This is a genomic window from Rhabdochromatium marinum, assembly GCF_016583795.1.
In the GTDB taxonomy this organism is placed as follows: Bacteria; Pseudomonadota; Gammaproteobacteria; order Chromatiales; family Chromatiaceae; genus Rhabdochromatium; species Rhabdochromatium marinum.
In genome coordinates, this window is record NZ_NRRS01000050.1 from 1 (window position 1) to 26,112 (window position 26,112).

The following is a 26,112-nucleotide window of genomic DNA, read 5'->3' on the forward strand; positions in this document are numbered from 1 at the left end:
CCCCACCCCACCCCGCGCGCCTTAGCTGCGCGCCTTGGGCGGTGGTATTTCGTCGGTCAGCAGGGTACGCGGCGCATGGCCCTGACGCGCCTTGAGCGCCTGGGCCAGTTGATGAACGGCCATGGCGTAGTAGGTACTGTGGTTGTAACGGGTGATGACATAGAAATTGTCAAAGCCCACCCAGTATTTATACCCCTGGCCGACATCCAGTCGCAGCAGACTCAGGCGTTGCTGATTGGCAGGCAAGCGGGAGGCGCTGACTCCCAGAGTCGTCAGCTCCGCGACCGAGTAATTGCTCGGAAAGCCGGTATCCAGACTGGTCGGAAGCGCCCGAGCGACCTGTACCTGCATGGCCACCGGCTGACCGGAACGCCACCCATGGCCGGCAAAATAGTTGGCGATACTGCCAATGGCGTCATCGATATTCCACAGATCGCGGTGGCCACTGCCGTCGAAATCGACCGCATAGGCGTGGAAGCTCGAAGGCATGAACTGTCCCAGTCCCATGGCACCAGCAAAAGAGCCGACCGGCTGCAGGGGATCGAAGCCCTCCTCGCGCGCCATGACCAGATAGTAGGCCAGCTCATCGGTGAAGAATTCCGCCCGGCGCGGGTAATCGAAGGCCAGGGTCGTCAGGGCATCAATGATGCGGTGCGACCCCATGTAGCCGCCCCAGCGCGTTTCAACGCCGATGATGGCGACCAAATATTCCGCCGGCACCCCGTATTGGCGCTCGGCGCGCGCCAAGGTAGCGGCATGTTGATGCCAGAATTCGGTGCCGGTGGCCACATTCGATTCCTTGAGGAACTTGGCGCGATACCGCAGCCAGGCCCCATTGGGTCCACTCGCCGGACGCACACGCGGGGCGCTCCGGTTCATATAGTCAACAATCCACTGTTGGCGCTCAACCTGCGAGAACAAACGTTCCAGCTCAGCGCGGGAAAAGCCGTCGGCTTCCATGCGCGCGATGAAGCGTCCCAATGCCGGGTTCTTGGCATAGTCGCCGCGCACGCCATGGCCATGGGAGGCCGCGACCTTGATCAGATGCCCGGTGTCCCGGGCTTGAGGGCGGCGCTTGACAGCGTCAGTGGTGAACGCGGGGGCCGCAGAGGCCGGTTGAACGACGCTCTGGGGCGATGTCGCCGACGCTCGCTCCAGGCTCGCGGTGGCCGATGGCGTGGTGTGGTGCGTTGATGGCTCAGTGGCAGCAGAAGCCTTGATGGTCTGGGTGCCACAGCCGGTCAGCATCAGGAGTGCGCCGATCAGTAACAGCAAGAAACGCGCTCGATGGATCATTGGGCCCTCGGGTTCTCACAACAGATTTGGAACAATGGATGCCGGCAGGGATTAAGCGTGGTCAATCATCCATCATCCAGCACCACAATCGCATCCATCTCGACATCGGCCCCCTTGGGCAGAGCGGCAACGCCAATGGCAGCGCGCGCCGGATACGGTTGTTCAAAGTACTCCGCCATGATTTGATTCACCAGCGGAAAATGACTGAGATCCGTCAGAAAGATCTGTAATTTAACCAGATCCTGAAAACTGCCACCGGCTGCCTGGGTAACGGCTAGCAGATTATCAAAGACGCGCCGAATCCGCGCCTCGATCCCGCCCTCGACCAATTCCATGGTCGCCGGATCCAGTGGAATCTGTCCTGACAGATAGAGGGTATGACCAACCCGCACGGCTTGGGAATAGGTGCCAATGGCTTGTGGCGCCTGATCGGTATGAATCACTGTTCTGGTCATGGCTGCAAGGCCCGCTCCTCGGCTTGGGTTGGACGCGCACCCAATCGGTTGGCTTATGAGTCACAGCCGTTAGCGGAGCGCGCGCCTGGCTCGGAAAACGAACGCTTACGATGCCACAAAAAGCCTCGTCATGCTCGCGTCTGAACGATACCCAGGGGGCGGCACAAGATCCTGCCCTGGTGGGAAGGTGGGGATGGCGGGAGTGGTTGCGGGGATGGGGGTCAGTTGGGCACAGTGAAATGTGCCCAACTGTTACAGGCGCTGCCTGGTCTCAGAACAGCGTCTCAGGCTGGCGTCTCAGGCCGCCAGCGCTTGCGGGGCATGACTCAAACACTGCTTGGGACAGACCCGCGAACAGGATTCGCAGCCGATGCAGTCGAGGATATTCTTCAGGTTCATGACCATGCCGGGCGCTTCGTCGAAGTCATCGTCGTCGAAATCGTCGTCATCATCAAGATCCAGATCATCGCGATCAATCAACTCGAAAACATCGCGGGGGCACACTTTATAGCAGCGCCCGCAGCCAATGCAGTTGTTTTGATTCAGCGCCACGATGAAGGCCGGTGTCCATTCGGTGCCGCCCCGGGTCAATCCGGTGATGGTGCTCATATCAGTCTGTCTCCCTGGCGGATTAAAGTCCGGCCACGTCGGAATGATTGCCCACCCGTTCCAGCGCGACGGACAGAATCTTGTCGGCCTCATCTTTCATTTTCGACAGGGAGTCAAAACCGAAGCGATGCACGTCGCGCAGCGTGCGGTCCATCACCACCAGCTTGCCGACCAGGATGAGCGCGCGTCCAAAGCCCTCGGCGCTCAGGTTGATCACCGGCGAGGCCATCAGGCTGCATTCGCTCTCAATCATGGCGGCAATGGTGTTGTAGAAGGCATTGAGCCGATCCAGGATCGCCGTGTCGGGATTAGCCACCACGGGAATCTCCCGGCGCCGTTCCGGCGTCAGGATGAAGGGATCGAGCAATTCAGCATTGGTTTTGTTCTCCAGCCGGCCATGGGTATCGAAGGCACGCATCTGGCGCACCAGTTCGACACAAAAAGTCGTTTGCAGCACTGGGTCGGCGGTATCAATGGCCATAGTCCCTGTTGTCATAGCAGTCTCCGGTGTTGTGGCGGTGCATGAGGCAACCGCTCAATCAGCGACAAATCCGCCCGTGCGTGCAGCACGGACGCCAAAATTTTTTGCTCCGAGCGCCCTGAGCGCTTTAGGCGTGCCACCAGCCAGCGGCTGAGGCTCAGCCCGCCCAAGAGTCCCAGCAGCGCCAGCAGCAGGCTCGGGCCGTCACCGCCCAGGTGCTCGCCGTAGCCAGCGCCCAGCAGCATCAGCACGACCGGCAGCAAATAGGTCAGGAACGCCAGGCTCAGCAAGGCGCCGGGTTCTATCCCCAGCCGCACCGGATCTCCGGCGCGCAGCGGCGGGGCTGCATCGGATTCAGGCACGGGTATTTCAAGGCGCAGTGCCGACTCACCAAAGAGCCCGGCCAGCGCCGCTGTGCCACAGCCGCTCGCCTGACCACAGCCGCCGCAGGCACTGCGTCGGGGCACTTCGATGCGCAGCCGCGCTGGCTGCGCCGCATCGGCCGGCAGCACCTCCAGCACTCGGCCCGACTGCTCGATCATTCACTCCACCCCTCAGCTTCCATGGCATCAAAACGCGCCTCAGCGCGCGGTTGGCGGGCGGCAATCGCCCGCATCAGCCAGGCGCTGGGACCTGTGTTCAGATCACGCTGCAAGCCTTGCAGTAGCTGTTTGACCGAGGTGCCGGCCTCCACTTTCAGCGGCTGAATCCCACGCGTGCGCAGCTGACTGACCGCCGAGGCCCCCACTGCCTGGCAATACACTACCACGCAGCCCTCCAGCGCATCGATCTTGGCAGCCAGCTTATCCTCGTTGCCATCCATTGACAGGCAGCCAAACTGCACCACTTCGAGCAGTTCACAGCCATGGTTATCGACGGCATAGAGGGCAAACGCCTGCGCAGCGCCAAAGTGCTGATCCACCCGACTCAGATCCGTCGTCGCAAAGGCCACCTTGATCGCCGTCGCGCTCGGGGATGTCTCTGACGTGGCCGCTGGCGGCGTATCACAATTGAGCAATTTCAGTCGGCGTTCAACAGGCATTAGAGATCTCCTTAAGCCGCCTGGGCTGATAATTCAGCGGATCGCTCAGCTGCCGGCCACTGCTTAAGCCGCGAGCGGTAGGGATGAATCTCGCCCTTCTCCAGGCTCAGCATGATGTTAGCTAAATCAAACAGCGTCTGGCGCGAGCCTGAGTAACCGATCCAGCCACGCTGATAGCCACCGATCAGGTCGTATTGCGGAAAGCCGGCGCGCAACAGCGGGATGCCCAGCCGTGCGGCTGAACCTGCTCCATGAGAGTTGCAAATCAGCAGCTCGGCGCCTTGGGCGCGGGCGATCTGCTCCAGATCTTCGAGATCACCGATCTTGACCTGCTCGGCGCGAACCTCGCGCAGACTCGCCGCATTGGAAGGCGTGACCGCCGCGACCGTGGCGGCGCCCATTTCAGCCAGCAGCTCACTGAAGGCCAGCAGCAGATCGCCATCGGCAGCAATGGCCACACGCGCGGAACCGAACGCGAAATGCGCATCCAGCATAGCGTCTTGCAGCTGCGAGCGCTGGCGTTCGATGCGCGCCGGCACCGGCTCGGCGCTGATGTCAGCCACAGCGGTCACGAACGCATCCATGGCATCCAGCCCCATCAGATGGTCGAAGCGATAATCCGGCACTCCGGTACGGGCCTTGAGCAGATCCGCCGCTGCGTCCATGGAGCGGCCAATCACCAGCGTCGCCGCTGCATCGCCAAGAGTGGCCAGTTCTTCCACCAGGGTGCCGCCAATGGTCAGCGCACTGAAGTCGGTATCGGCCAGATGTCCGTCGAGCGCATCCGCCAGGTTCGGCACCACCACCGGGCGCAGGCGAAAACGCTCTAGCAGGTCGTGCAGAGACTCGATATCACCCGGCGTCAGGGAGGCCCCCACCAGCAGATTCACCTGGCGCTGGCGCCGACCAGGACGCGTGCCGGCGCGGCTGGCTTCCGGCACTAGATCCTCGATGATGCGGGTGACGGCATGGGCATAGCCGCTTTCCAGGCAGCCGGCGAAATCCGGTGAGTGCACCGGCACAATGGCCACCGACGCATACTGCGGGTAGCGGGTGCGGAATTCTTTCAGGGCTCGCTTGGGATCCGTGCCCTGGGCTTCGGTCAGTCCGGTGGTCGGCACCCCGATCAGCGCCGGTTGATGCTTGTCGCAAATCGTCCGCAGGCCTTCGATCAGGTTCTCATCGCTGCCCATGATGGCGCTGACCTGATCGAGCGCCGTGGTTTGTAGCGGAATCGGCTCACGAAAATGCTGGATGAAAAAAATCTTGCCAAAAGCTGTGCAGCCCTGGGAACCGTGCAGCATGGGAATACTGCGGTTAAAGCCCAGAAACGCCAGGGTGGCGCCGACGGTGGCGCTTGCTTTCAGCGGGCTGACCGACAGGGCTTTGTTACGCTTGATGATGTCAGCCATGGATCGCCTCCTGAGCGCTCGGTTGCAGGTCCGGCCGCCAGGGTGGCGCGCGCCGCACCCGTGACCAGATTGGACTGGACAGGGTCACATCGATCTGCCGCGCCAACTCCAGCATGCCTTCATAGCCGGCATAGCCGAACTCGCGCTCCTGATTCACATCCAGAAACGGCAGTCGCGCCTTGAGCGCCGTGTATTGATTGCGCCCACCGGCAATCATCATATCCACCTGATACTTGGCGCACAGATCGAGTAATGCGCGCGGATTTCCGTCCTCGATCATCACTGCTTCCTCGCCCATCAGCTCACGGATGCGCGCCTTGTCATCCTCGGTGGACTTGCGCGTCCCGGTGGCCACCACCGTCATGCCGAGATCCTGCAGCGCGCTGATCACCGACCAGGACTTGACCCCGCCGGTATAAAGCAGCACCTTTTTGCCGGCCAACTTGGCACGCCAGGGCTCAAGCGCCTGATGGATGCGCGCCTCCTCGCGGGCGATCAGCACCTCCGTGCGTTGGGTCAGATCGGGATCATCGAGCAGGCGAGCGAATTCACGCAGGGCCGCAGAGACATCAGCCACCCCATAAAAGCTGCCCTCGAACCAGGGTGTGCCATAGGCTTCGTACAGCTTGCGCGCCACATTGATCATCGCCTTAGAACACACCATCATGTTCGCTTGCGAGCGGTGCATGGTCTGCACTTCCTGGAAGCGCGCATCACCCGACAGCGTGCACAACACCCGCAGCCCCAGTTCATCGAACAAGGGCAGCACATGCCACAGCTCACCGGCGATGTTGTACTCGCCGATCAGGCTAATATCATGCACCTTGAAATCCGGGCGTTCGATCCCGGGTGGAATAGGATCCGGCTCGCGGGTGCCGCAGACGTCGCGCACCATCACCTCGCCAGCGATGCGATTGCCGAGATTCTTGGTGCCATAGAAACCGGCCGCATCGACGGAGATCACCGGCTTGTTCCAGCGCTGGCTCGCCGCGCGGCACACCGCACCGACATCATCGCCGGTCAGCGCCGGCACACAGGTGTTATAGACAAACACCGCCGCCGGGTTGTAGGTTTCGATCGCCTGCTTGATGCCGTGGAACAACCGCTTCTCGCCGCGCCCCATGATCACGTCCTGCTCGGTCAGATCGGTGGTCATGCCGATCTTAAACAGCTGCGGCCCTGAGGAGCGGGTGCCGCGATTGTCCCAGGCGCTGCCGGCACAGGCGATGGAGCCATGCACGATATGAGCGACATCGGCAATTGGCAGCAGCGCAATTTGGGCCCCGTCGAAGGAACAGCCGCCGGCGGTGGCACCCGGCTTCAGCGTGGCGCAGCCCGACTTCGACTTCTGATTATGCTCACAGGCCGGCTCATCGAGCAGGGCCGCGATCTCTTTCTGCTTCATATCCGTTCCACCGCAGTCGCTTGATAGCACAGCGCAAGCAGAGTCTGTGCCAGAACATCAAATCACTGATTATTTAAGAATAAAGACACTCGGATCTGTGTCGCAAAGACGACAAGCCCGCCGACCGGGATGCTTTGCGACATCTGCAACAACCCCAGGCCCCGGTTCATTGATGCAACATCTGACTGAAATCCGCCGTACGCGAGCCGGCATATCAATACATTAAGTGTAATTTAGCATCAATATGACCTGTCTGGCGTGACCTATGCTGCAAAACGCGCTAGGATAAGTGTATTTTTCAAGACACCTTAAGTCATTGAGGGTGCACGGATGATACCAGAACAACAGCCTTTGTTAGCAGACTTCTTCGGAAACAGACACGCAACTCAGCTCAGACTCTGCAAGGGCTTATCGAGCTGCTTGCTGATACTCGTGTTTGGCTTGGGGCTCATACCGGGGTTGGCGTGCGCCAGCGGGGAACCGATTCAACCATTACCAACCGAGGTCAGCGTTGATCGCGAACGGGCGGCCCTGGGGGAGGCACTGTTTCATGACACCAGTCTGTCGCTTGATGGCCAGGTGTCCTGCGCCAGTTGTCACCCGCTGGATCGCTATGGCATGGATGGCCAGCCAGTCTCAACTGGCGTATTAGGCCGTACCGGCGTGATGAACGCCCCAAGTGTCTATAACGCCGCATTCAACTATCGCCAATTCTGGAACGCGCGCGCGCACACCCTCGCCGAACAGGCACGCATGCCGCTGATCACCAACCTCGAGATGGGGCTGACACCCGCGCAGGTTGAACAGCGAGTAGCGGCCAACCCGGAATATGCCCAAGCATTCCAGCGCCTGTATGGTACAGCCACCCCCTCGCTGGAGCAGATTAGCGACGCTCTGGCCCATTTCGAGCAAACCCTGATCACCGCCAACAGCCGTTTCGACCGCTTTTTGCGCGGCGAACTTGAACTCACCGCCCGCGAACACCGGGGCTATCTTCAGTTCAAGGAATTTGGCTGCATTATCTGCCATCATGGCATCAATGTCGGTGGTAATTCCCTGCAACGCATCGGTGTAATTCACCCCTTCCGCTGGAATGATCACACCCGGGATCGCTATTCCATTACCGGAGATCCGGAAGACAAAAATCGTTTTCGCGTCCCCAGTTTGCGCAATGTCAGCCAGACCGCCCCCTATTTCCATAATGGCTCAGTACCCACGCTGGAAGCCGCCGTGCAATTGATGGCCTATCACAACCTGGGCCTGCATCTGAGTGCAGAAGAAACCGCCGATCTGGTGCAGTTTTTACGCACGCTTGAAGGCGCATTACCGGAGCGCCAGCCATAATGCGCGATCGCATCCTGATCACCCTGATCCTGGGGTTGGCGCTGCTGTTTGGCGGGCTTTATCTGCAAAATGTGCAGAAATCCAAGCGTTTGTTCAAGCTCAATGATGACATCTTCACCGAACTGGAGCACATCAAAACCGCTGAAAACCGATTGCACTTCGAGGTACAAAACAGCGTACTGGAGCTGTACTACGACTACGGCAAACTCAATGCGCTCTTTGACCAAATCGACACCTGTTTGGCACGATTGGAGCAGGCCTTTGCCAGTGCGAATGTTCACAGCGGCTGCCCGCAGTGTCTGGATGCCTATCGCGCACGGCTGGAGCGCAAACAGGAACTGGTCGAACGGCTCAAAAGCGACAATGCCCTGATCAAAAACGCCATTATGATCATCCCCAGTCTTCTCAATGAACACGTTAAAACCCTTCATTATCACGAAATGGGTGGATTACAGAAGACTGTCTCGCTGCTCACCCTGCTGTTGATGAGTCGCAATACACTCGATACCGCCTTTATTGAGCAGTTAAAGCCGCTGCATGCACAGCTGAGCCAGCATTATGGCGAGATGATGGGCAACCGCGAACTTGGTGAGCGCCTGGATGCGCAGCTGGATATTTTCATCAAAACCTTTCCTCGCTATACCCATATCCTTGAACAAATCGAGGCCTTGGATACCGAAAGCGCCTACAACCAGTTCGTCGCCCGCTATCAAGCCATCGTGCAGGAACAGCAGCACAAAATGACCCGCTTCAGCTATCTGTTTCTGGCCATTTTCGCGCTCTTCCTGACCGGGACACTGGGATTCCTGCTGCTGTCGAATCTGCACAAAAGCCGTGCCATTCGCTTACAGCGCCAACTCGACCACCAAGCGCAGACCGACCGCCTGACCGGCTTTCCCAATCGCCTGCGTCTGGAACGCGATCTGTGCGAGCACGGCACTAAGGTGGCCCTGTTGCTGCTGGATATCGACAATTTCTCCCGGCTCAATAATCTCTATGGCAAAACACTGGGCGATGATGTGCTGCTCGCCCTGGGACAGCGGCTGCTGGCCTTCGCGCGCGAAGAGGCCTGGGCCAAGCCACAGGTGTACCGCGTCGGCGGGGATTGCTTTGCCCTAATGCTCGACACTCAGTCGCGAGATGCCGCGCAATGCGAGCAGTTGACTACCCGGGTTGAGGCGCTGCTGGAGACACTCGCGCATCAGCCCATCCAGGTGCAGAATCTGAGTCTGACTATCGCGCTGAATGCCGCCCTGTCAGCCACCGCACCCTTGTTTGAAACTGCCCATCTCGCCCTGAATCAGGCCAAAAGCAGCGAACGGGAGCGCTTCGCCCGCTATGATGCGGACTTGGTCGACCGCCGCGCCATTGAGCATAATTTCCACACCACATGGACGCTCACCGCCGCCCTGGAGCAGGAGCGTCTGCTGCTGCACTATCAGCCCATCTTTGACAATCACAGTGGGCGCATTGCCAAATACGAGGCGCTGGTACGCTACCGCGACGAACAGGGCGCCATTGTTTACCCCGGAGCCTTCCTTGATGTCGCCAAGGAGTCCAAGCTGATCGGATGGGTCACCAGCCGGGTAATCCAACTCGCCAGCGCCAAGCTACATGCAACGCAGTGTTCGCTGAGCATCAATCTGTCCACCGAGGATCTGCATGACCGTCGCATTTTGGCTACGATTCTCGACACGTTGGAAGCTCATCCCGCACTGGCTGCGCGCCTGACCTTTGAGATCCTCGAAACCGAAGGCGGCCTGATTGATGCCACCAGCCAGGCGTTTCTGCGTCGTCTGCAAGACCTTGGCGCTATGATTGCCATTGATGACTTTGGCACCGGCTATTCCAACTTCTCGCGCATTTTGGAGTTGCACGCCAACTGGCTGAAAATCGACGGCTCCCTGATCAAGCAGATTGACAGCGACCGGCGCAGCCAGAAAATTGTCGAAGGCATTGTGCATTTCGCCCAGGGGGTCGGCATCAAAACCGTCGCCGAGTTTGTGCATTGCGAGGCCGTCGAGCGCCAGGTTCGCACCATGGGCATCGATTACTCTCAAGGCTTCTACCTCGGCAAGCCGCTGGCTGATACCCTGGATTGCGATTTCGCAAGGCAATGACCGACGCTTAATAATGAAAGCCTCAGACGGTCTTGACATCGAACTGCTGATTCCCGGACTGCTCGGCCCCCCACAGCTGCCAGCCGCCAGCGACTCAGACACGCCCGCGCTGGATCAACTGCTCCGACAGGCGCGCGCTAGCAAGCCATCCGCCACGGCCGCTACGGCGGATCAGTCGCCGTGCACCGCGATGGACGCATTAATTCGCGCGCTGGGGCTGGATGCCGCCTTTGCCGAGCAACTGCCAACTGCGCCCTATTGTCTGGCGGTGGACCACCCAAACTGGGATCGCACCGGCTTCTGGTTGCATGCCGATCCAGTGCATTTGCGCGCCGATCGCGATCAGTTGCGGCTGTTCGACAGTCAGGCACTGGCAATTCAACCCGATGAAGCCCGGCAGCTGGTCGCCGAACTCAACGCGCATTTTCGCGCCGATGGCCTGCGACTCTATGCGCCCGTTCCCGAACGCTGGTACCTGCGCGCACCTGAGCCGCTGCAACTGCATACCCGCTCGCTGCGCAGCGTCATGGGCGCCCCCCTGGCCGAGGCGATGCCGGGCGGTGCGGATGCCAGACGCTGGAATGCGCTGATGAACGAGGCGCAGATGCTCATGCATCAGTCCAGCGTCAATCAGGCGCGCACAGCCGCCGGGCGGCCGATGATCAATGGACTCTGGTGCTCGGGGCCAGGCGCCTATGCAGCCCTGGAGCTGGCCGCTGACTTCAAGCTGGTCATTGCCGAGGATCTGTTGCCGCTGGGATTGGCACAGGCCGGGCAAGTGCCGAGCAGCCACCCGGAAGATCCAGGGCTGTTGCCGCAGCTCGAAAGACTCCACAGCGGGCGCGTGCTGCTGATTGAGCTGCGCCTCGGCGATGCCCTGTTAAGGCGCGACCTGACCGGCTGGGAACAGGCCTTGCAACGGCTCGACCAGCAACTGGCGCCGCTGCTGACTTGGGCACTGGAGTGGCCGCCGCGCGCCGGCTCCCCGGCTCGGGTGGTGCGGCTGCACGATGGCGTCGGGCATCGCTGGACCTGGCACGCCTCCTGGTTCGGCGGCCTGCGGCGCCACATCAGCGGTTGGTTCAGGGATCGGCTGGGCTAGCCGCGTCGCAGACGTCAACTGTGCCACGACAGAACCGGGACCGATTGACTCCCGGACATGAACCGACCAACTTCGTCAGGTCGCCGATGCTTTTTCCAACGCTGCGCAGTATTGCCTCCCCCACTGTCATCACCCTGCCGGCCACCGCCAGCCTCGCCGAAGTGGCGCGAACCATGCGGGCACACAACATCCGCAGCGTGGTGGTGACGCTGGAGCCTGGCTATCGCCTGATCCTCTCCAGCCGCCTGCTGGCGTTGCAAAGCCAGGGGGTCTGCCTAGGTAGTTCAATCTGCCAGGAACGAAGCCCAGACCGCTCAGCAAGACCAGGCCGCCGAGCTGTTGCGCCAACTGGCGGCACGCGCCGGCCTCAAGCTGACCGAGGAGCTTTGAATTCTGCGCCCGTATGGGCTAATGTCCCGCGAGATCAAACAAGCTGGCCAGGCGCCGGCAACAAAGCCAGGAGGATTGGAGATTGAATCATCATCAAGCATGCGTGCAGGCGACACAGAATCCAGAGCAATTTTGGGGTGAGGCGGCCAGCGCTGTCGACTGGTATCAGCCCTGGGAGCGGGTGCTGGATGACCGCCAGCCGCCCTTCTATCGCTGGTTCAGCGGCGCGCAGCTCAACACCTGCTACAACGCAGTGGATCGCCATGTTGACCAGGGGCGCGGTGAGCAAACCGCGATTCTTTACGACAGCCCGGTCACCGGCACCAAGCAGCGCATCAGCTATGCCGAGCTGCAAGACCAGGTCGCGCGCTGTGCCGGGCTGTTGCGCGATTTGGGCGTCGTTAAGGGCGATCGGGTCATCCTGTACATGCCCATGGTGCCGGAAACAGCAATTGGCATGCTCGCCTGCGCGCGCTTGGGTGCTGTGCACTCCGTGGTGTTCGGCGGTTTCTCTTCGCGCGAGCTGGCCAGCCGCATTGAGGATGCCAAACCGAAGGTCATTTTGGCCAGTTCCTGCGGGATCGAGCCCAGCCGCACCCTGGCCTACAAACCGCTGCTGGATGCCGCCATTGAGGCCAGCCCGCACAAGCCTGAGCACTGCGTCATTCTGCAACGCGAGCAACTGCGCGCGGAACTCCTGCCCGAGCGGGATCTCGACTGGGCGCAGGCTGCGGCCCAGGCCAGCCCGGCAGAGTGCGTGCCGGTGGCGGCGACCGATCCGCTCTATATCCTCTATACCTCCGGCACCACCGGCATGCCCAAGGGGGTGGTGCGCGACAACGGCGGCCATGCTGTGGCCCTGTTGTGGAGCATGAAGCATGTTTATGGCGTGGAGCCGGGCGAGGTATTCTGGGCCGCCTCCGATGTCGGCTGGGTGGTGGGCCACTCCTACATCGTTTATGCACCCTTGCTGAATGGCAACACCACGGTCATCTACGAAGGTAAGCCGGTCGGCACGCCCGATGCCGGCGCCTTCTGGCGCGTGATTGAAGAATACGGGGTGTCAGTGCTTTTCACCGCCCCCACCGCTTTTCGCGCCATTAAGCGCGATGACCCCAAGGCCGAGCATCTCCAGCGCTATCGCCTGGACAACTTCCGCGCGCTCTTTCTGGCCGGTGAACGCTGCGACCCCAACACCCTGGAGTGGGCGCAGGACAAGCTCGGGGTGCCCGTCGTCGATCACTGGTGGCAGACCGAAACCGGCTGGGCCATTGCCGCCAACTGTCTGGGACTGGAGCCGCTGCCAATCAAGCCGGGTTCGCCGACCAAGCCGGTGCCGGGCTATGACGTGCAGGTGCTGGATGACGAGGGCGAACCCGTAACCCCCGGCACCGTCGGGCGCATCATGATTCGCCTGCCTCTGCCGCCCGGCTGCTTGCCGACGCTGTGGGGTAATGACGAGCGCTTCGTGCAGTCTTATCTGGCCGCGCAGCCGGGCTATTACCTCAGCGGCGATGCCGGCTACTTCGATGATGACGGCTATCTGTTCGTCATGAGCCGTATCGACGATATTATCAATGTCGCCGGTCACCGCCTCTCGACCGGCGCCATGGAAGGCGTGCTGGCCAACCACCCGGCGGTGGCCGAGTGCGCAGTCATCGGCGTGGCTGACACCCTGAAAGGCGAGCTGCCCCTGGGGCTGGTGGTGCTCAAGGCCGGCATCGACACTACACCCGCGACCCTGGAAGCTGAACTCATTGCCCTGGTGCGCGATCAGATCGGCCCGGTCGCCGCCTTCAAGCACGTCATCATCGTCGAGCGCCTGCCCAAGACCCGCTCCGGCAAAATCCTGCGCGGCACCATGAAGAGCCTCGCCGATGGCACGCCCTACCGGCTCCCGGCCACCATTGATGATCCGGCCATTCTGGGTGAAATCGAACAGGCCCTGCAGGCCAGTGGCTATGCCCATTCCACCCCTGGTTAAGCCCCCAGGTTAAATTGAATGAACAGCTTCCCCACCGCTGCGGCCGATCTCAGCCTGGATGATCCCCAAACCCTGCCGGGTTTGTTTGCTCGCGCCGCCGAGCGCGTCCCCGGTGGCATCGCCGTGCGCCATGGGCGGGCCTGCATCACCTATACGGAACTGGATCGGCTGTCCAGTCGGGTCGCCGACTGGCTGCATCGCCACCAGGGCGTACAGTCAGGCGACCGGGTATGCATTGCTTATCCGCGCGGCATCGACTTTGTGGTCGCCATGCTGGCAGCGCTCAAGTGTGGGGCCGCCTATGTCCCCATTGACCTGCGCGAACCGGCCAAGCGACGCCGCACCATTGTCGAGGACACCGCCCCCAAGTGCCTGCTGGTCGCCCCCGAGAAGCGCGCGGATTTCGCCTTTACCCAGGCGCTCAGCCTGACTGATCTGGGCGATCCCTATGTCTGGTCGCCCGAGCCAAGCTCGATTCACATCGATTGCGAGGACATCGCCTGTGTGTTCTTCACTTCCGGCTCAACCGGGCGTCCCAAGGGGGTGTTGCTGCCGCATCTGGCCATCAGCGAGCTGATCGTCAGCCCCCGCTACCTGAGCATCGGCGCCTCGGATCGGGTGTTGTCCTCCAGCAGCATCGCCTTCGACGCGGCCTCCTTCGAGATCTGGACCGCGCTCATCAATGGTGCCACCCTGGTTTGCGTTGACTACGAGACCCTCATCAACCCGGAAGCCTTCGCCGATTTCATCGAGCAGCAGGGCATCACCATCATGTGGGTGACTGCGGCCCTGTTCGACCAACTGGTCGCCTTCCGTCCTGGCATGTTTCGCGGGGTCAAATACCTGCTCTCGGGCGGGGATGTGGTCAATCCCAAGACGGTGCACAAGGTGCTCAACAACGCTCAGGGGCGACCGCGCGCCTTTATCAATGGCTATGGACCGACTGAAACCGGCATCCTGGCCACTTTCCAGATGATCACCGAGCTGGAGGATCCCACGGCGCCCTTGCCGATCGGCAAGCCGCTGACGGATACCGTGCTCTATGTGCTCGACGAGGCACGCCAGCCGGTGCCCCCCGGGGAGACGGGCGAACTTTATATCGGCGGTCACCGGCTGGCGAAAGGCTATCTGAATCTGCCCGAGCGCACCGCCGAGCGCTTCGTCGCCAATCCCTTCACCGGCAATCCAACTGATGTGCTCTATCGCACCGGCGACCTGGCACGCTTTCGCGCCGATGGCAGCCTGGATTTCATCGGCCGCGCCGATCGCCAGATCAAATTCCGTGGTTTCCGGCTGGAACTCGACGGACTCGAACAGGTGATGACCCGCCATGCGGACATCGCCACTGTCGCCGTGGTCATGGTCAAGCAGGGCGAGGAAAAAGTCCTGGTCGGCTATCTGCAACCGGAACCGGCGCGCCGCGCCGCCTTCGATCTGGAAGCTTACAAGCGCTGGCTAAACGAACAGCTTCCTGCCTACTCCGTGCCCAGCGTGCTCATGGCGCTCGATGAGCTGCCGGTCACCAGTCGTGGCAAGATCGACCGCAAACGCTTGCCGCCGCCGGTCTTCGAGGAACTGAAGCGCCCGGATGCCGTGGCACCGCGCACCGCCACTGAGCGGATTCTCTGGGAGGTGTGGTCCGAATGTCTGCAACGCACGGCATTCGGCGTCACCGACGATTTCTTTGCCCTGGGTGGCTCCTCAATCCTACTCGCCACCGTCTATGCCGGCATTCGCGCGCGCATCGCCAAGCCCTTTGAGCTGGATGCCTTCCTGCAACATCCGACTATTGAGGGCCTGGCCCGCACCATCGACGAACTCGGCGGCCACGCCAACCAGGATGACGCGCGCGCGCTGGCCGAAGCCGACGCCCGCCTCGACCCCAGCCTGCGTCCGCAATGGACCAGCGCCCCGGCCGGCGACGGCAGCGGCGCCGTGCTGCTAACCGGCGCGACCGGCTTTCTCGGCGGCCATCTGCTCGCCGAACTCTTGCACGCCAGTGAGCGCCCTATTTACTGCCTGATTCGCCCCGGCTCCGGCCCCCAGGGCACCACAACCGCCGCCTTACGCCAGCGTCTGCATCAGGCCCTGGAGCCACTGGGGCTGGATGCTGAAAGCGGCGCCGAACGGATTCGGCTGCTGGCCGGCGATCTGGCTCAGCCGGGTCTGGGGCTGGCGCGTGAGGATGAACGACGGCTGCGTGACCACTGCGTGCATATCATCCACTGCGGTGCCTATGTCAACCATCTGTTTGATTACCCGCGACTCAAAGCCGCCAACACCCAGTCCACTCTGGAACTGATCCGCCTGGCCCTGCGCGGACGCCCCAAGACCCTCAGCTTCGTTTCCACCGCTAGCGCCATCAGTGCCGCCGATGCCCAGGGCGTTGGTTACGAGGCACGCATCGGCGAGCATCCGGCCGATTTCTTTGGCGGTTACGCGCTGTCCAAATGGGTCTCCGAACGGCTGCTAGCACAAGCGTTCGAACGCGGCTTGAATGGCCTGATCCTGCGTCCCGGCAACATTTTCGCCAACAGCCGCACCGGCGTCTCCAGCCCGGTGGGCAGCAATTTCGCGCTGCTGATGATGCGCGCCTATCTGTCGCGCGGCGTGGCTCCGGACTTGGATCTGGTGTTCGAAGCCGTGCCCGTGGACCGGCTCGCCGCCGCCATTGTCGCCTTGACCTGCGCCGCCAGCCAGCAGCAGCACCGCCTGCTCAACCTGTCCAATCCGCACGAAATTCCGCTCCCCGAGTATGTCGCCCTGTTGAGCGAACTCACCGATCGCCCCATCGACATCATTCCCTATGAAGACTGGAAGCAGCAGGTGATCCTGCCCTTGCAGGAGTCCGACCCACTCTACCCGCTGACGCTCTATTTCCAGGGTGGCCCCAGCCGGGAGATCCAACACTTCGACACCCGCGCCGCACAACACCAGCTGCAACACCTGGGAATCACCTTCCCCACCGACTACCGAACCCTGCTCGGCGAAGCACTGGATCGGCGGCTGCGCGCGGCGGTTGGGATCTGAACAGGCAGTCGCAGCAACCATGCGCAATCTGTTATGCGCTGAACAACCGAAAAGTTGCAAAAGATTCGTAATACCATCGCGCAGGTCGATCCAGACGCAGAGGTTTGCCTGTTCGGCGCGCGGCTTGATGATCAGGCGCGCGGCGGTGATATTGATGTGCTCGTTCTATTACGCCAAATTGATTTGATGGCCAAGCTCAATAGTCTCGCTGCTACTGCGAGCATCCGTTTATGAAACCTCAGTGTTCATTCTGCACCCTTACAAATTGGGTAAAAAATTTGATGATGCAAAGGTCTTAACACTTGACCAAACTTTGCAATCAAGGTGGCAGTCTGGTTAGACTGGGGGACTCACCTGCTTCGAGGGCGGCCGATCAACGGCCATCTTGATGCCCTCTCATCAACCGCCGTTCCCCCCGCCCGAGCGTCTTCGCGCGGCTGTCCGGCACAACATTCCGATAGGAAAACCCAACTATGGCAAGAGACTACCTGTTTACTTCCGAGTCCGTCTCCGAAGGCCATCCCGATAAGGTGGCTGATCAAATCTCTGATGCGGTGCTCGATGCCATCCTGGCTTCCGACCCCAACCCGGCGCATGCGCGCGTGGCCTGCGAGACCATGATCAAGACCGGCGCGGTAATCCTCGGCGGCGAGATCACCACCGCAGCCTGGATCGACTTCGACACCCTGGTGCGTGAAGTGGTCAATGACATCGGCTACAACAGCTCGGATGTCGGCTTCGACGGCTCCACCTGCGCAGTCATGTCGCTGATCGGCAAGCAATCAACCGACATCGCCCAGGGTGTTGATCGCAGCGCGCCCGAGGAGCAGGGTGCTGGCGACCAGGGTCTGATGTTCGGCTATGCCACCAATGAAACCGACGTGCTGATGCCGGCCCCCATCACCTATTCGCACCGCTTGGTCGAGCGCCAGTCGGAGATGCGCAAGCAAAACGTGCTGCCCTGGCTGCGCCCGGATGCCAAGAGCCAGGTCACCATGCGCTATGAGAACGGCAAGGTGGTAGCGGTTGATGCCTTGGTGCTCTCCACCCAGCATGATCCAGATATCGACTACGGCCATCTGCAGGAAGCGGTGATGGAGAACATTATCAAGCCAATCATTCCACCCGAATGGATGCACAAGGACACCCGCATTCACATCAACCCGACTGGCAACTTCGTCATCGGCGGCCCGGTGGGCGACTGCGGTCTGACCGGGCGCAAGATCATCGTTGACACCTATGGTGGCATGGCCCGTCACGGTGGCGGTGCCTTCTCCGGCAAGGATCCCTCCAAGGTTGACCGCTCTGCAGCCTATGCCGGACGCTATGTAGCCAAGAATGTGGTCGCCGCCGGTCTGGCCGATCGCTGCGAGGTGCAGGTGTCCTACGCCATCGGTGTGGCCGAGCCGACGTCAATCTCGGTTGAGACCTTCGGCACTGCCAAGATCGACGAAGATCGCATCGCCACGCTGGTGCGCGAGCACTTCGACCTGCGTCCTTACAACTTGGTCAACATGCTCAATCTCATCCAGCCGATCTATCGCAAGACCGCCGCCTATGGTCACTTCGGTCGCGAACTGCCGGAATTCGGCTGGGAAAAGACCGACAAGGCCGCAGCACTGAAGGATGCAGCGGGGATCTAAGTCCCACAAAAATCGGCTTAACCAACCCAATTTAGCTTAAGAGGCATTCAAACGCCTGCTGTAAACATCCATCCAACCCTCCCTTCCGAGGAGCGCTGCAACCCACCCTGGACACAATCAGGGCACGGGCCAGGCTCGGAAGCTGGAGCCCCAAATTTTTCCCAACGGCGCTCACTCAAGATTCATCAGGAGCTGATAACCATGAGTGAGTTCACAGACTACAAAGTCGCCGACCTGTCCCTGGCCGATTTCGGCCGCAAGGAAATGACCATCGCCGAGACCGAAATGCCCGGTCTGATGTCCCTACGCGAGAAATATGGCCCGTCCAAGCCGCTCACCGGCGCGCGTATCACCGGCAGCCTGCACATGACCATCCAGACGGCGGTGCTGATCGAGACCCTGGTCGAGCTGGGTGCCGAGATTCGCTGGTGTTCTTGCAATATCTTCTCCACTCAGGACCACGCAGCTGCGGCCATCGCCGCGCGCGGCATCCCGGTCTATGCCTGGAAGGGCGAGACGCTGGAAGAGTACTGGTGGTGCACCGAGCAGGTCATCAACTGGCCGGACGGCAAGGGTCCGAATATGATCCTCGACGATGGTGGCGATGCGACTCTGCTGGTGCATAAAGGTGTCGAGTACGAAAAAGCCGGCAGCGTGCCCCAGCCGACCGCCGACGACAACGAGGAATGGACCGCTGTGCTCGGCGTGCTGAACCGCACCTTCGACCGCGACCGCGAGCACTGGCACAAGATTAGCCAGGGCATCAAGGGCGTGACCGAAGAGACCACCACCGGCGTGCATCGTCTCTATGAGATGTTCAAGAACGGCACCCTGCTGTTCCCGGCCATGAACGTCAATGACTCGGTGACCAAGTCCAAGTTCGACAATCTGTATGGCTGCCGCGAATCTCTGGTTGACGCCATCAAGCGCGCCACCGATGTCATGATCGCCGGCAAGGTCGCCGTGGTGTGCGGTTATGGCGACGTTGGCAAAGGCTCAGCGGCCGCCTTGCGCGCACTGGGTGCCAATGTCTGGATCACCGAGATTGATCCCATCTGCGCCCTGCAGGCGGCTATGGAAGGCTATCGCGTGGTACGTCTGGATGAGGTCGCCAATCAGGCTGACATTTTCGTCACCACCACCGGCAACCTTGACATCATCACCCATGATCACATGGCGGCGATGAAAGACCAGGCGATTGTCTGCAACATCGGCCACTTTGACAACGAGATCCAGGTCCACGCCCTCAAGGACTACGAGTGGGACAACATCAAGCCGCAGGTCGATCAAATCATCTTCCCTGACGGGCATCGCATCACCCTGCTCGCGCAAGGACGGCTGGTCAATCTTGGCTGCGCCACCGGGCATCCGAGCTTTGTGATGTCCAACTCCTTCACCAACCAGGTGCTGGCGCAAATCGAGATCTTCACCAAGCCGGACGAGTACCCAATTGGCGTCTATGTGTTGCCCAAGCATCTCGATGAAGAGGTTGCACGTCTGCATCTCGACAAAATCGGTGCCAAGCTGACCAAGCTGCGTCCCGAGCAGGCGGATTACATCGGCGTCAATGTCGAAGGTCCGTACAAGCCCGAGCATTACCGCTACTAAAGCCCTCTCGCGCGCCACCTCCGGGTGGCGCAACGCAATGCTTCATCAAGGGACCAGCGATGCACACGCAACTGCAAGACACTCTGAGCCTGGAGATCTTCCCGCCCAAAACGTCCGAGGGCATGACCAAGCTCAAAGGCGCGGTGACCAAGCTCAATACACTCAAACCGCTGTATTTTTCCTGCACCTATGGCGCCGGCGGCTCGACCCGCGAGCGCACCTTCGAGACCGTGACCTGGCTGCGCGAACAGGGCATCGAGACCGCGCCCCATTTAGCCTGCATCGGCTCCGGCAAGGACGAAATCCATGACATCGTCGAACACTACGCCACTCAAGGTATCAGCCGCCTAGTGGCGCTGCGCGGCGATCTGCCCTCCGGCATGGGCCGCCCGGATCGCGGCACCTTTCGCTATGCCAGCGAGCTGGTGAGCTATCTGCGCGAGGAATATGGCGCGCGCTTTCATATTGAGGTAGCCGCCTATCCGGAATTCCATCCCCAAGCCGCCTCGGCGACCGCCGATCTGGAACATTTCAAGCACAAGGTCGCCTGCGGGGCCGACAGCGCCATCACCCAGTATTTTTTCAATGCCGATGCCTACTTCGCCTTTCTCGAATTGTGCGCACAACAGGGCATCTCGGTACCGGTGATTCCCGGCATCATGCCAATCACCAATTATTCACAGCTGGCGCGCTTCTCAGATGCCTGCGGGGCGGAAATCCCGCGCTGGATTCGTCGCCGGCTGGAAGCCTTTGGCGAAGATCGCGCATCCATCCGTGCCTTTGGCCATGAAGTGATCCTGAAACTGTGCGAACGCCTGCTCAGCGGCGGTGCGCCGGGGCTGCATTTCTACACCATGAACCAGGCCGGGCCGACGTTGGCGCTGTGTCGAGATCTGGGGATTGCCCCGACAGCGGGCGCTGATGCCGCCGCCGCTTAATCGACTGGCAGTTGCCACAACGCCAAACAGCACGCGAAAAACGTGCGCGGCCATGCTGCGAAATATCAGCGACAAGGCCAAAGTATGTCCTTAGATTTGCGTAGGAATCATCCATTTCTCCTTGGATTTGGCCGTCCCACTGCTGTGGTGCGGCCAATTTTTTGACGGCCAGCATCAACTTAAGCTGATAGGAACAGCAAGTAACATCTATACATTCGCCATGGCCGGATCGATTAGACTGATCGGCTAACAAGGTGTTATCCAACCAGAAGTCGCGTCAGCCGGCCACGTCTGGCCTGGCCAATGCAGCTGGCACCGGTGAATCCATCGATGAGCCCCATTAAATCCCCGCTCCTGCTGGCCTTTTTCCCGTTCCTGCGCTGGTTCCCCATGACCGGCGCCACACTCAGAGCCGATCTGATTGCCGGCATCACGGTCGCCCTGGTCCTGGTGCCACAGAGCATGGCCTATGCACAGCTGGCCGGCCTGCCAGTGGTCTATGGACTCTATGCCTCCTTTGTGCCTGTCATCATCGCCTCCCTGTGGGGCTCATCCAACCAGCTGCATACCGGGCCGGTAGCGATGCTGTCACTCATGTCAGCTGCGGCTGTGCTGCCGCTGGCCGCGCTGGGCAGTCAGGAATTTCTGCAACTATCGGTCATGCTGGCGCTCATGGTCGGCGTCCTGCGGCTGCTGCTGGGCGTATTGCGCATGGGCATTCTTGCCAATTTCCTATCCAGCCCGGTCATCATTGGCTTTACCAACGCCGCCGCTCTCATCATCGGCCTGTCGCAGCTCAGCAAGGTGCTGAATGTTCCCTTCCCGCGTACTGACAGCTTTGTCGCGGATCTCTGGACCGTCATCGAGCAGCTCCAGGCGTCGCATCTACCGACCATTCTGTTCGCACTCGGCACCGTGGCCATTATTATTGGCACCAAAAAAATCGTGCCCAAATTGCCGGGTGTGCTGCTGGCCGTCGTGGTCGCCACCACCATCAGCTGGTTGATCGGCTTCGAACGCAACCAGACCGTCAGCCTTGAGGCCCTGCAAGACGCCGCCGCCCGTCAACTGGTGCTTGACTACGAATCCACCGCCCGCACCATCGACTCGCTGGGCCAGACCAGTTCCAGCCTTGCGCAGGACATCCGCAAACTGGCCGCCACCAAGGACACCAGTCGCTTTGCCGAACTGGCGCTGCTGGAGGCCGATCTGCGCGTCATCACCCGCGAGATGGAAGAGCGCAAGCTCGCCAACAACGAACGTCAGGTCGATCTGCATGGCCTGCGCTTCGAGCATGCCGTCAGCGCCTCTGGTGAGAATCTGTTCTTCCGCCACGGCCAGACGCCGCCGGACATCGACGCCGATGGCCACACCTGGCGTATTAACAAGATCAACGGCGATCAGATCACCTTCATGGGTGGCGGCGCGGTGGTCGGTACCATTCCGGCCGGCTTGCCGCAATTCCGGGTACCGAGCTTCAAAGCGGATGTCTTCTGGGTGCTGCTGCCATCGGCTCTGGTCATGGCGCTGATCGGCTTCATGGAGGCCACCTCCATCTCCAAAGCCATTGCCGCCCAGACCAAGGAGCGCATTGATACCAGCAAGGAACTCATCGGCCAAGGTCTGGCTAATATCGTCGGCAGCTTTTTCAGCTCCTTCACCGTCAGCGGCTCTTTCTCCCGCTCCGCCGTAGCAGCGAAAACCGGCGCCAAAACCGGACTCTTCGCCATTCTCAGCGCCATTGCCGTCATGCTGGTACTGCTGTACCTGACCCCATTGCTGTATCATCTGCCACAAGCCGTACTGGCGGTTATCGTGATGATGGCGGTATTTGGACTGATCAATGTGCGCGCACTGATCCGCGCCTGGCGCATTGAACGTCAGGAAGCCATCGCCGGACTGGTCACCTTCATCGCCACACTGGCCATGGCGCCCAAGCTGGCCAATGGTATTCTGCTGGGCGCTGGGTTCGCCATTGTGATGTGGATGCTGCGCACCATGAAACCGCGCACCTCCATTCTGGGACGCGACAGCGATGGCACCCTGGCCGGCGCCCTTGAAAACAATCTCACTCCGCTGGGCAAGCGCTTCATTGCCGTGCGCTTCGATGGTTCGCTCAACTTTGTCAATGCCTCGCACTTTGAAGACATGCTGCTTGAAGCCCGGGTACAAAACCCGCACGCCAAGGCCGTGCTGGTGATTGGCAGCGGCATCAACGACATTGATGTCTCCGGCGAAGAGCGACTGCGCGATGTCATCGACACCTTCCGCGACAACGGCATCGAAATCTACTTCTCCAGCCTCAAGAATCAAGTCTATGAGGCACTGAAACGCGGTCGGCTGTTCGACGTACTCAGCCACGAGCACTTCTTCCGCACCAAGGAAAAAGCCCTGACGTTCATGGAGCGCGAATACGACAGCGTCTCGGCCTAATCAGCTTAAGCAGCCTCAGCCTCATCGGGGCTTAAGCAAAAAACGCGCGCAACGCGCGCACAAGCGTTAAACTTACAGAAACAGCCAAGCTGCAATACGCGCAAGCAAGCAGCCAAGCAACTAACAAGGTGCCTGCAACGGGCGCCCCACCGCGCGGGTGGCGGAATTGGTAGACGCGCTGGATTTAGGTTCCAGTGGAGGAATCCGTGGGGGTTCGAGTCCCCCCTCGCGCACCATTTAAATCAAAGAGTTGCAGTTCCATCATATGGCCTCTTGCTGAATGTTTGGGTCAGCGTGACTTAAACGTGACTCAAACCGGGCAACAGTGGTTCTTAAGTTTTCAGGTGCCAAATGGGCGTAACGCTCGGTCATCTGAATCGTGCTGTAGCCCAAAAGATCCCGAATTTCGGCAAGTGGCGCTCCTGCGGTGACCAACCAAGCTGCACAGGTATGACGGAGGTCGTGGAAGTGGAAATTCTCGATCCCAGCATCACTGCATGCCTTTGAAAAGGCTCCTCGTATATCCCTGGCCCGCCGCCCATCTGCGAACGAGAACACCCAAGGCGTCCCAGGGCAGTGCTCACTGCGAAAGCTGGCACGCCTAAGGATGGCTTTGTATGCGTGATTGCACAGCGGAATACTCCGTCGCTTGCCAGCTTTGGTGTGACGCGCTTCAAGATGAACGAGCTTCTCGCGAAGGCGCTGCGGAATTCGGCGATGGAGGGCGAAAAGCGGCACTGAGTGTGGCAGTGGTCAATGCCGTGCTTGATCTCTTGGCCTGAGAGCCCGGCCAAACCCAGGCTCCATTCGTGGGTCATGAGGTCGGGATCAACCGTTGTGCTGAGGTCGAGCCAGGTCTGTGGCCAGATGATTGCGAAACGAGCGAAGATGGTTTCAATCCATTTCGTCGAAATGGGCTCTGGCCCGGGCAATGGTCTTGTCGAAGGCGCGCTTGCGGCGTTCGTGCTTGGCGTCGTTGCTGTTTGCATGCTTGGTTTTCTCCGGGAAGAGGCCCGACCAACGGGCCTGGATGCTGGTGTCGATGCACTGCTGCTGCTCCTCGGGGCTGAGGTCTTGCAGGCGGTTGGCGGCTTTGGTGCGGGCGAGGTCGGTCAGGGGCTTGCCCATCTTGCGGCGGTGCTGCTCAACTCGGCCCAAGCGCTGGGATTGACCCAGGTGGGGAGGTGCCAAGGGTCGAGCTTGGCGTGCTTCAGCGTGTCCTTCGGCTGGGTGTCGGAAGGGGGTAAGGGGCTTCTCTTCCTGTTCCTGTTCCTGTCGGTTACTTACCGGTACGTTACGGTTACATGCCCCGTTGTAACCGGTTACATCTCCCTGTTTAGTGGTTTTGTCGGCTTTCTTGCGCTCGCGCCAGGCGCGCACTTTCGCAGCGCTTGAGCGGCGCGTGTCGAGCATCTTGAGCACCAGGGCGGTGATAAAGCCGTGGTAGAGCAATCCGTCGGAGTGCCGTTGCCAGCCGCGCAACAGGATCTCGGCGTGGGCATCCAAGAACGCGGGTTTGCATCCGATTCGACGGGCAAACAGGCGGCGATCTGAGGGCATTGAACCGACGGGCACCGAACGCCAGGCTTCGAGCCACACACGCAGCAACCAAGGGCGTTCATCGTCTTCTACTAGTGTCCATGTGTCAGAGCTTTCGATCCTGTCGATGTCTAGCTCTGGCTTCCATCCATTGGATTTAATGTCAGCCGGATATGGTGGCTCTGGTTGCTCCATGGGAACGGCCTTCAGCTTCGCTTGAGATTCCATTGCGAGCTATTCACGTGGCAGCTTTGTTGAGCTTTATTTTTGTGATTAGTTTGTCGGGACCGACCCCTAGGGCTTTTGCCACTTTTTCAAGGATTTCGATAGTGACATTCCCCCGCCCACATTCAATTTTGCTGATGTATGACTTGCTTATTTTCGCTTTATCAGCGAGTTGTTTTTGATCCAAGCCTGCAGCGGCGCGAAGCATTCTTGTGTTTTTAGCGAGTCGGGCGGTGATTTTCATTGTGTTTCCCTCGTTTTTTAGTAGCGTAAATCTACTATTAGTAGATTTTACAGGCAAGCGAATATAGGCTTAACTACTGGGGGTAGTTATCGCCAAATAATGGGTGCACCATGTTTCCTAAACGACTTAAGGCGGCGCGTGAGCGAGCGGGGCTGACCCAGAATGAACTCGCGAAGCGGATACCTTGCTCTCGCTCGCTTCCTGGTCATTGGGAGACCGGTCGCAAATCCCCGTCTTATGAAAATTTGACTGGTATTGCGAAAGCGCTCAATGTCTCGGTGTCCTGGCTGACCGGTGATTCGCTTGATGATGGCGGAGCGGATTACAAGGCGGGCGCCGATGGGCCGACTTCGATTCTTTCGGATTATTTCGCTCCTCCAGGGCTGCGTGACCTAGCGTCGAATCAGGCGCTGGCGGCGGCGCTCGATGTCCAACCCGAGGAGTGGGCGGCGCTGCGGTCGCTGAAGGCTCCCGATGGGTTTACCGAGGCGGGCTATGTTGCTGTGCTGATGGCGATCCGGGCGCACGTGACTTGAACGTGACGCGCTCCAGTCACGGCAAGGGATAGCCGTGGCATCATCAGTCATAAACGCGCGGGGCTACGGCGCTAAAATGATGATTTAATTGAAGCTATCGTGTCGCGCTGGATTTAGGTTCCAATGGAGCAGCCCTTTTAAGGTGATGCAACTCATTGTATAATATGGATATTATTTCTAGAGTTGGAGTTGACAACCGATGTTTGATGATGTTCTCAACCGGTTTGCTGAACGCGCGCCTGCCACGGTCATGGTACGCGCTCTGCTTGAGCGATT

The 26,112-nt window shown here is 60.3% G+C and carries 23 protein-coding genes, 1 tRNA gene and 1 riboswitch; of the genes, 13 read left to right on the forward strand and 11 right to left on the reverse strand.

The annotated features are described in order from the left end of the window. Positions 1-21: 21 nt before the first annotated feature. From mltB to nifE, 8 genes are all read right to left on the reverse strand, one after another. Complete coding sequence (gene mltB, locus CKO36_RS13245) at positions 22-1,275, reverse strand: lytic murein transglycosylase B (RefSeq protein WP_242469604.1); 1,254 nt, start codon at positions 1,273-1,275, stop codon at positions 22-24. Positions 1,276-1,361: 86 nt separating this feature from the next. Beyond that, entirely contained in the window at positions 1,362-1,751 is a 390-nt protein-coding gene (locus tag CKO36_RS13250) for a RidA family protein (RefSeq protein WP_200284538.1), read from the reverse strand. Positions 1,752-2,048: 297 nt separating this feature from the next. After that, positions 2,049-2,360: a ferredoxin III, nif-specific gene (gene fdxB, locus CKO36_RS13255; protein WP_200284539.1), complete on the reverse strand. Its 312-nt coding sequence runs from the start codon at positions 2,358-2,360 to the stop codon at positions 2,049-2,051. Between the two features lie 22 nt (positions 2,361-2,382). Further along, the gene (locus tag CKO36_RS13260) at positions 2,383-2,856 is read right to left on the reverse strand and encodes a NifX-associated nitrogen fixation protein (RefSeq protein WP_200284540.1); all 474 of its coding nucleotides are present in this window, start codon (positions 2,854-2,856) and stop codon (positions 2,383-2,385) included. Next, positions 2,853-3,383: a SoxR reducing system RseC family protein gene (locus CKO36_RS13265; protein WP_200284541.1), complete on the reverse strand. Its 531-nt coding sequence runs from the start codon at positions 3,381-3,383 to the stop codon at positions 2,853-2,855. Before CKO36_RS13265 ends, CKO36_RS13260 begins: the two co-directional genes overlap by 4 nt. Continuing rightward, positions 3,380-3,883: a NifB/NifX family molybdenum-iron cluster-binding protein gene (locus tag CKO36_RS13270; RefSeq protein WP_200284542.1), complete on the reverse strand. Its 504-nt coding sequence runs from the start codon at positions 3,881-3,883 to the stop codon at positions 3,380-3,382. The genes CKO36_RS13265 and CKO36_RS13270 overlap by 4 nt, the downstream gene beginning before the upstream one ends. A gap of 11 nt (positions 3,884-3,894) precedes the next feature. Next, positions 3,895-5,295 carry a nitrogenase iron-molybdenum cofactor biosynthesis protein NifN gene (nifN, locus tag CKO36_RS13275; protein WP_200284543.1) on the reverse strand — a complete coding sequence of 467 codons (1,401 nt, stop codon included), beginning with the start codon at positions 5,293-5,295 and terminating at the stop codon, positions 3,895-3,897. After that, a complete protein-coding gene (gene nifE, locus CKO36_RS13280) occupies positions 5,288-6,700 on the reverse strand; it encodes a nitrogenase iron-molybdenum cofactor biosynthesis protein NifE (protein WP_200284544.1) in 1,413 nt (470 codons plus the stop codon). The genes nifN and nifE overlap by 8 nt, the downstream gene beginning before the upstream one ends. A 420-nt stretch (positions 6,701-7,120) precedes the next feature. Here nifE and CKO36_RS13285 point away from each other — a divergent pair, with 420 nt between their 5' ends. The 12 genes from CKO36_RS13285 (at position 7,121) to CKO36_RS13335 (ending at position 23,528) form a co-directional block, all read left to right on the forward strand. After that, positions 7,121-8,044, forward strand: coding sequence for a cytochrome-c peroxidase (locus CKO36_RS13285; RefSeq protein WP_200284545.1), 924 nt, complete (start codon positions 7,121-7,123; stop codon positions 8,042-8,044). Next, positions 8,044-10,164, forward strand: a complete 2,121-nt coding sequence (locus CKO36_RS13290; protein WP_200284546.1) for an EAL domain-containing protein — start codon at positions 8,044-8,046, stop codon at positions 10,162-10,164. Before CKO36_RS13285 ends, CKO36_RS13290 begins: the two co-directional genes overlap by 1 nt. 13 nt (positions 10,165-10,177) lie before the next feature. After that, on the forward strand, positions 10,178-11,266 hold the full coding sequence (locus CKO36_RS13295; protein WP_200284547.1) for a phosphoglycerate mutase: 1,089 nt from the start codon (positions 10,178-10,180) through the stop codon (positions 11,264-11,266). Between the two features lie 86 nt (positions 11,267-11,352). Then, the gene (locus tag CKO36_RS20310) at positions 11,353-11,742 is read left to right on the forward strand and encodes a CBS domain-containing protein (protein WP_338053480.1); all 390 of its coding nucleotides are present in this window, start codon (positions 11,353-11,355) and stop codon (positions 11,740-11,742) included. Then, complete coding sequence (locus CKO36_RS13300; protein WP_200284548.1) at positions 11,739-13,640, forward strand: propionyl-CoA synthetase; 1,902 nt, start codon at positions 11,739-11,741, stop codon at positions 13,638-13,640. The genes CKO36_RS20310 and CKO36_RS13300 overlap by 4 nt, the downstream gene beginning before the upstream one ends. Positions 13,641-13,658: 18 nt before the next feature. After that, positions 13,659-16,670: an amino acid adenylation domain-containing protein gene (locus tag CKO36_RS13305; RefSeq protein ID WP_200284549.1), complete on the forward strand. Its 3,012-nt coding sequence runs from the start codon at positions 13,659-13,661 to the stop codon at positions 16,668-16,670. Between the two features lie 54 nt (positions 16,671-16,724). Then, positions 16,725-16,904: a nucleotidyltransferase family protein gene (locus CKO36_RS13310; protein ID WP_200284550.1), complete on the forward strand. Its 180-nt coding sequence runs from the start codon at positions 16,725-16,727 to the stop codon at positions 16,902-16,904. Positions 16,905-17,143: 239 nt separating this feature from the next. Then, positions 17,144-18,313, forward strand: a complete 1,170-nt coding sequence (gene metK / locus CKO36_RS13315; RefSeq protein ID WP_200284551.1) for a methionine adenosyltransferase — start codon at positions 17,144-17,146, stop codon at positions 18,311-18,313. An 81-nt stretch (positions 18,314-18,394) separates the two neighbouring features. Then, positions 18,395-18,493: riboswitch (S-adenosyl-L-homocysteine riboswitch) on the forward strand. 21 nt (positions 18,494-18,514) lie between these two features. After that, complete coding sequence (gene ahcY, locus CKO36_RS13320; protein ID WP_200284552.1) at positions 18,515-19,921, forward strand: adenosylhomocysteinase; 1,407 nt, start codon at positions 18,515-18,517, stop codon at positions 19,919-19,921. Positions 19,922-19,980: 59 nt separating this feature from the next. Beyond that, entirely contained in the window at positions 19,981-20,859 is an 879-nt protein-coding gene (gene metF / locus CKO36_RS13325) for a methylenetetrahydrofolate reductase [NAD(P)H] (protein ID WP_200284553.1), read from the forward strand. 330 nt (positions 20,860-21,189) lie between these two features. After that, positions 21,190-23,292, forward strand: coding sequence for a SulP family inorganic anion transporter (locus tag CKO36_RS13330; RefSeq protein WP_242469605.1), 2,103 nt, complete (start codon positions 21,190-21,192; stop codon positions 23,290-23,292). 151 nt (positions 23,293-23,443) lie between these two features. After that, positions 23,444-23,528, forward strand: a tRNA-Leu gene (locus CKO36_RS13335). A gap of 25 nt (positions 23,529-23,553) precedes the next feature. On the opposite strand, the gene CKO36_RS20460 is transcribed toward CKO36_RS13335, so the two are convergent. The 3 genes from CKO36_RS20460 to CKO36_RS13350 all read right to left on the reverse strand — a co-directional run bounded on the left by CKO36_RS20460 (position 23,554) and on the right by CKO36_RS13350 (position 25,300). After that, on the reverse strand, positions 23,554-24,030 hold the full coding sequence (locus CKO36_RS20460) for a site-specific integrase (protein ID WP_200284555.1): 477 nt from the start codon (positions 24,028-24,030) through the stop codon (positions 23,554-23,556). 156 nt (positions 24,031-24,186) lie between these two features. Continuing rightward, positions 24,187-24,891 carry a hypothetical protein gene (locus tag CKO36_RS13345; RefSeq protein ID WP_200284556.1) on the reverse strand — a complete coding sequence of 235 codons (705 nt, stop codon included), beginning with the start codon at positions 24,889-24,891 and terminating at the stop codon, positions 24,187-24,189. 178 nt (positions 24,892-25,069) lie between these two features. After that, positions 25,070-25,300, reverse strand: coding sequence for a helix-turn-helix domain-containing protein (locus tag CKO36_RS13350; RefSeq protein ID WP_200284557.1), 231 nt, complete (start codon positions 25,298-25,300; stop codon positions 25,070-25,072). A gap of 110 nt (positions 25,301-25,410) precedes the next feature. Between CKO36_RS13350 and CKO36_RS13355 the strand changes: the two genes are divergently transcribed. Further along, on the forward strand, positions 25,411-25,836 hold the full coding sequence (locus tag CKO36_RS13355) for a helix-turn-helix domain-containing protein (RefSeq protein WP_200284558.1): 426 nt from the start codon (positions 25,411-25,413) through the stop codon (positions 25,834-25,836). The last annotated feature ends 276 nt before the right edge of the window (positions 25,837-26,112 follow it).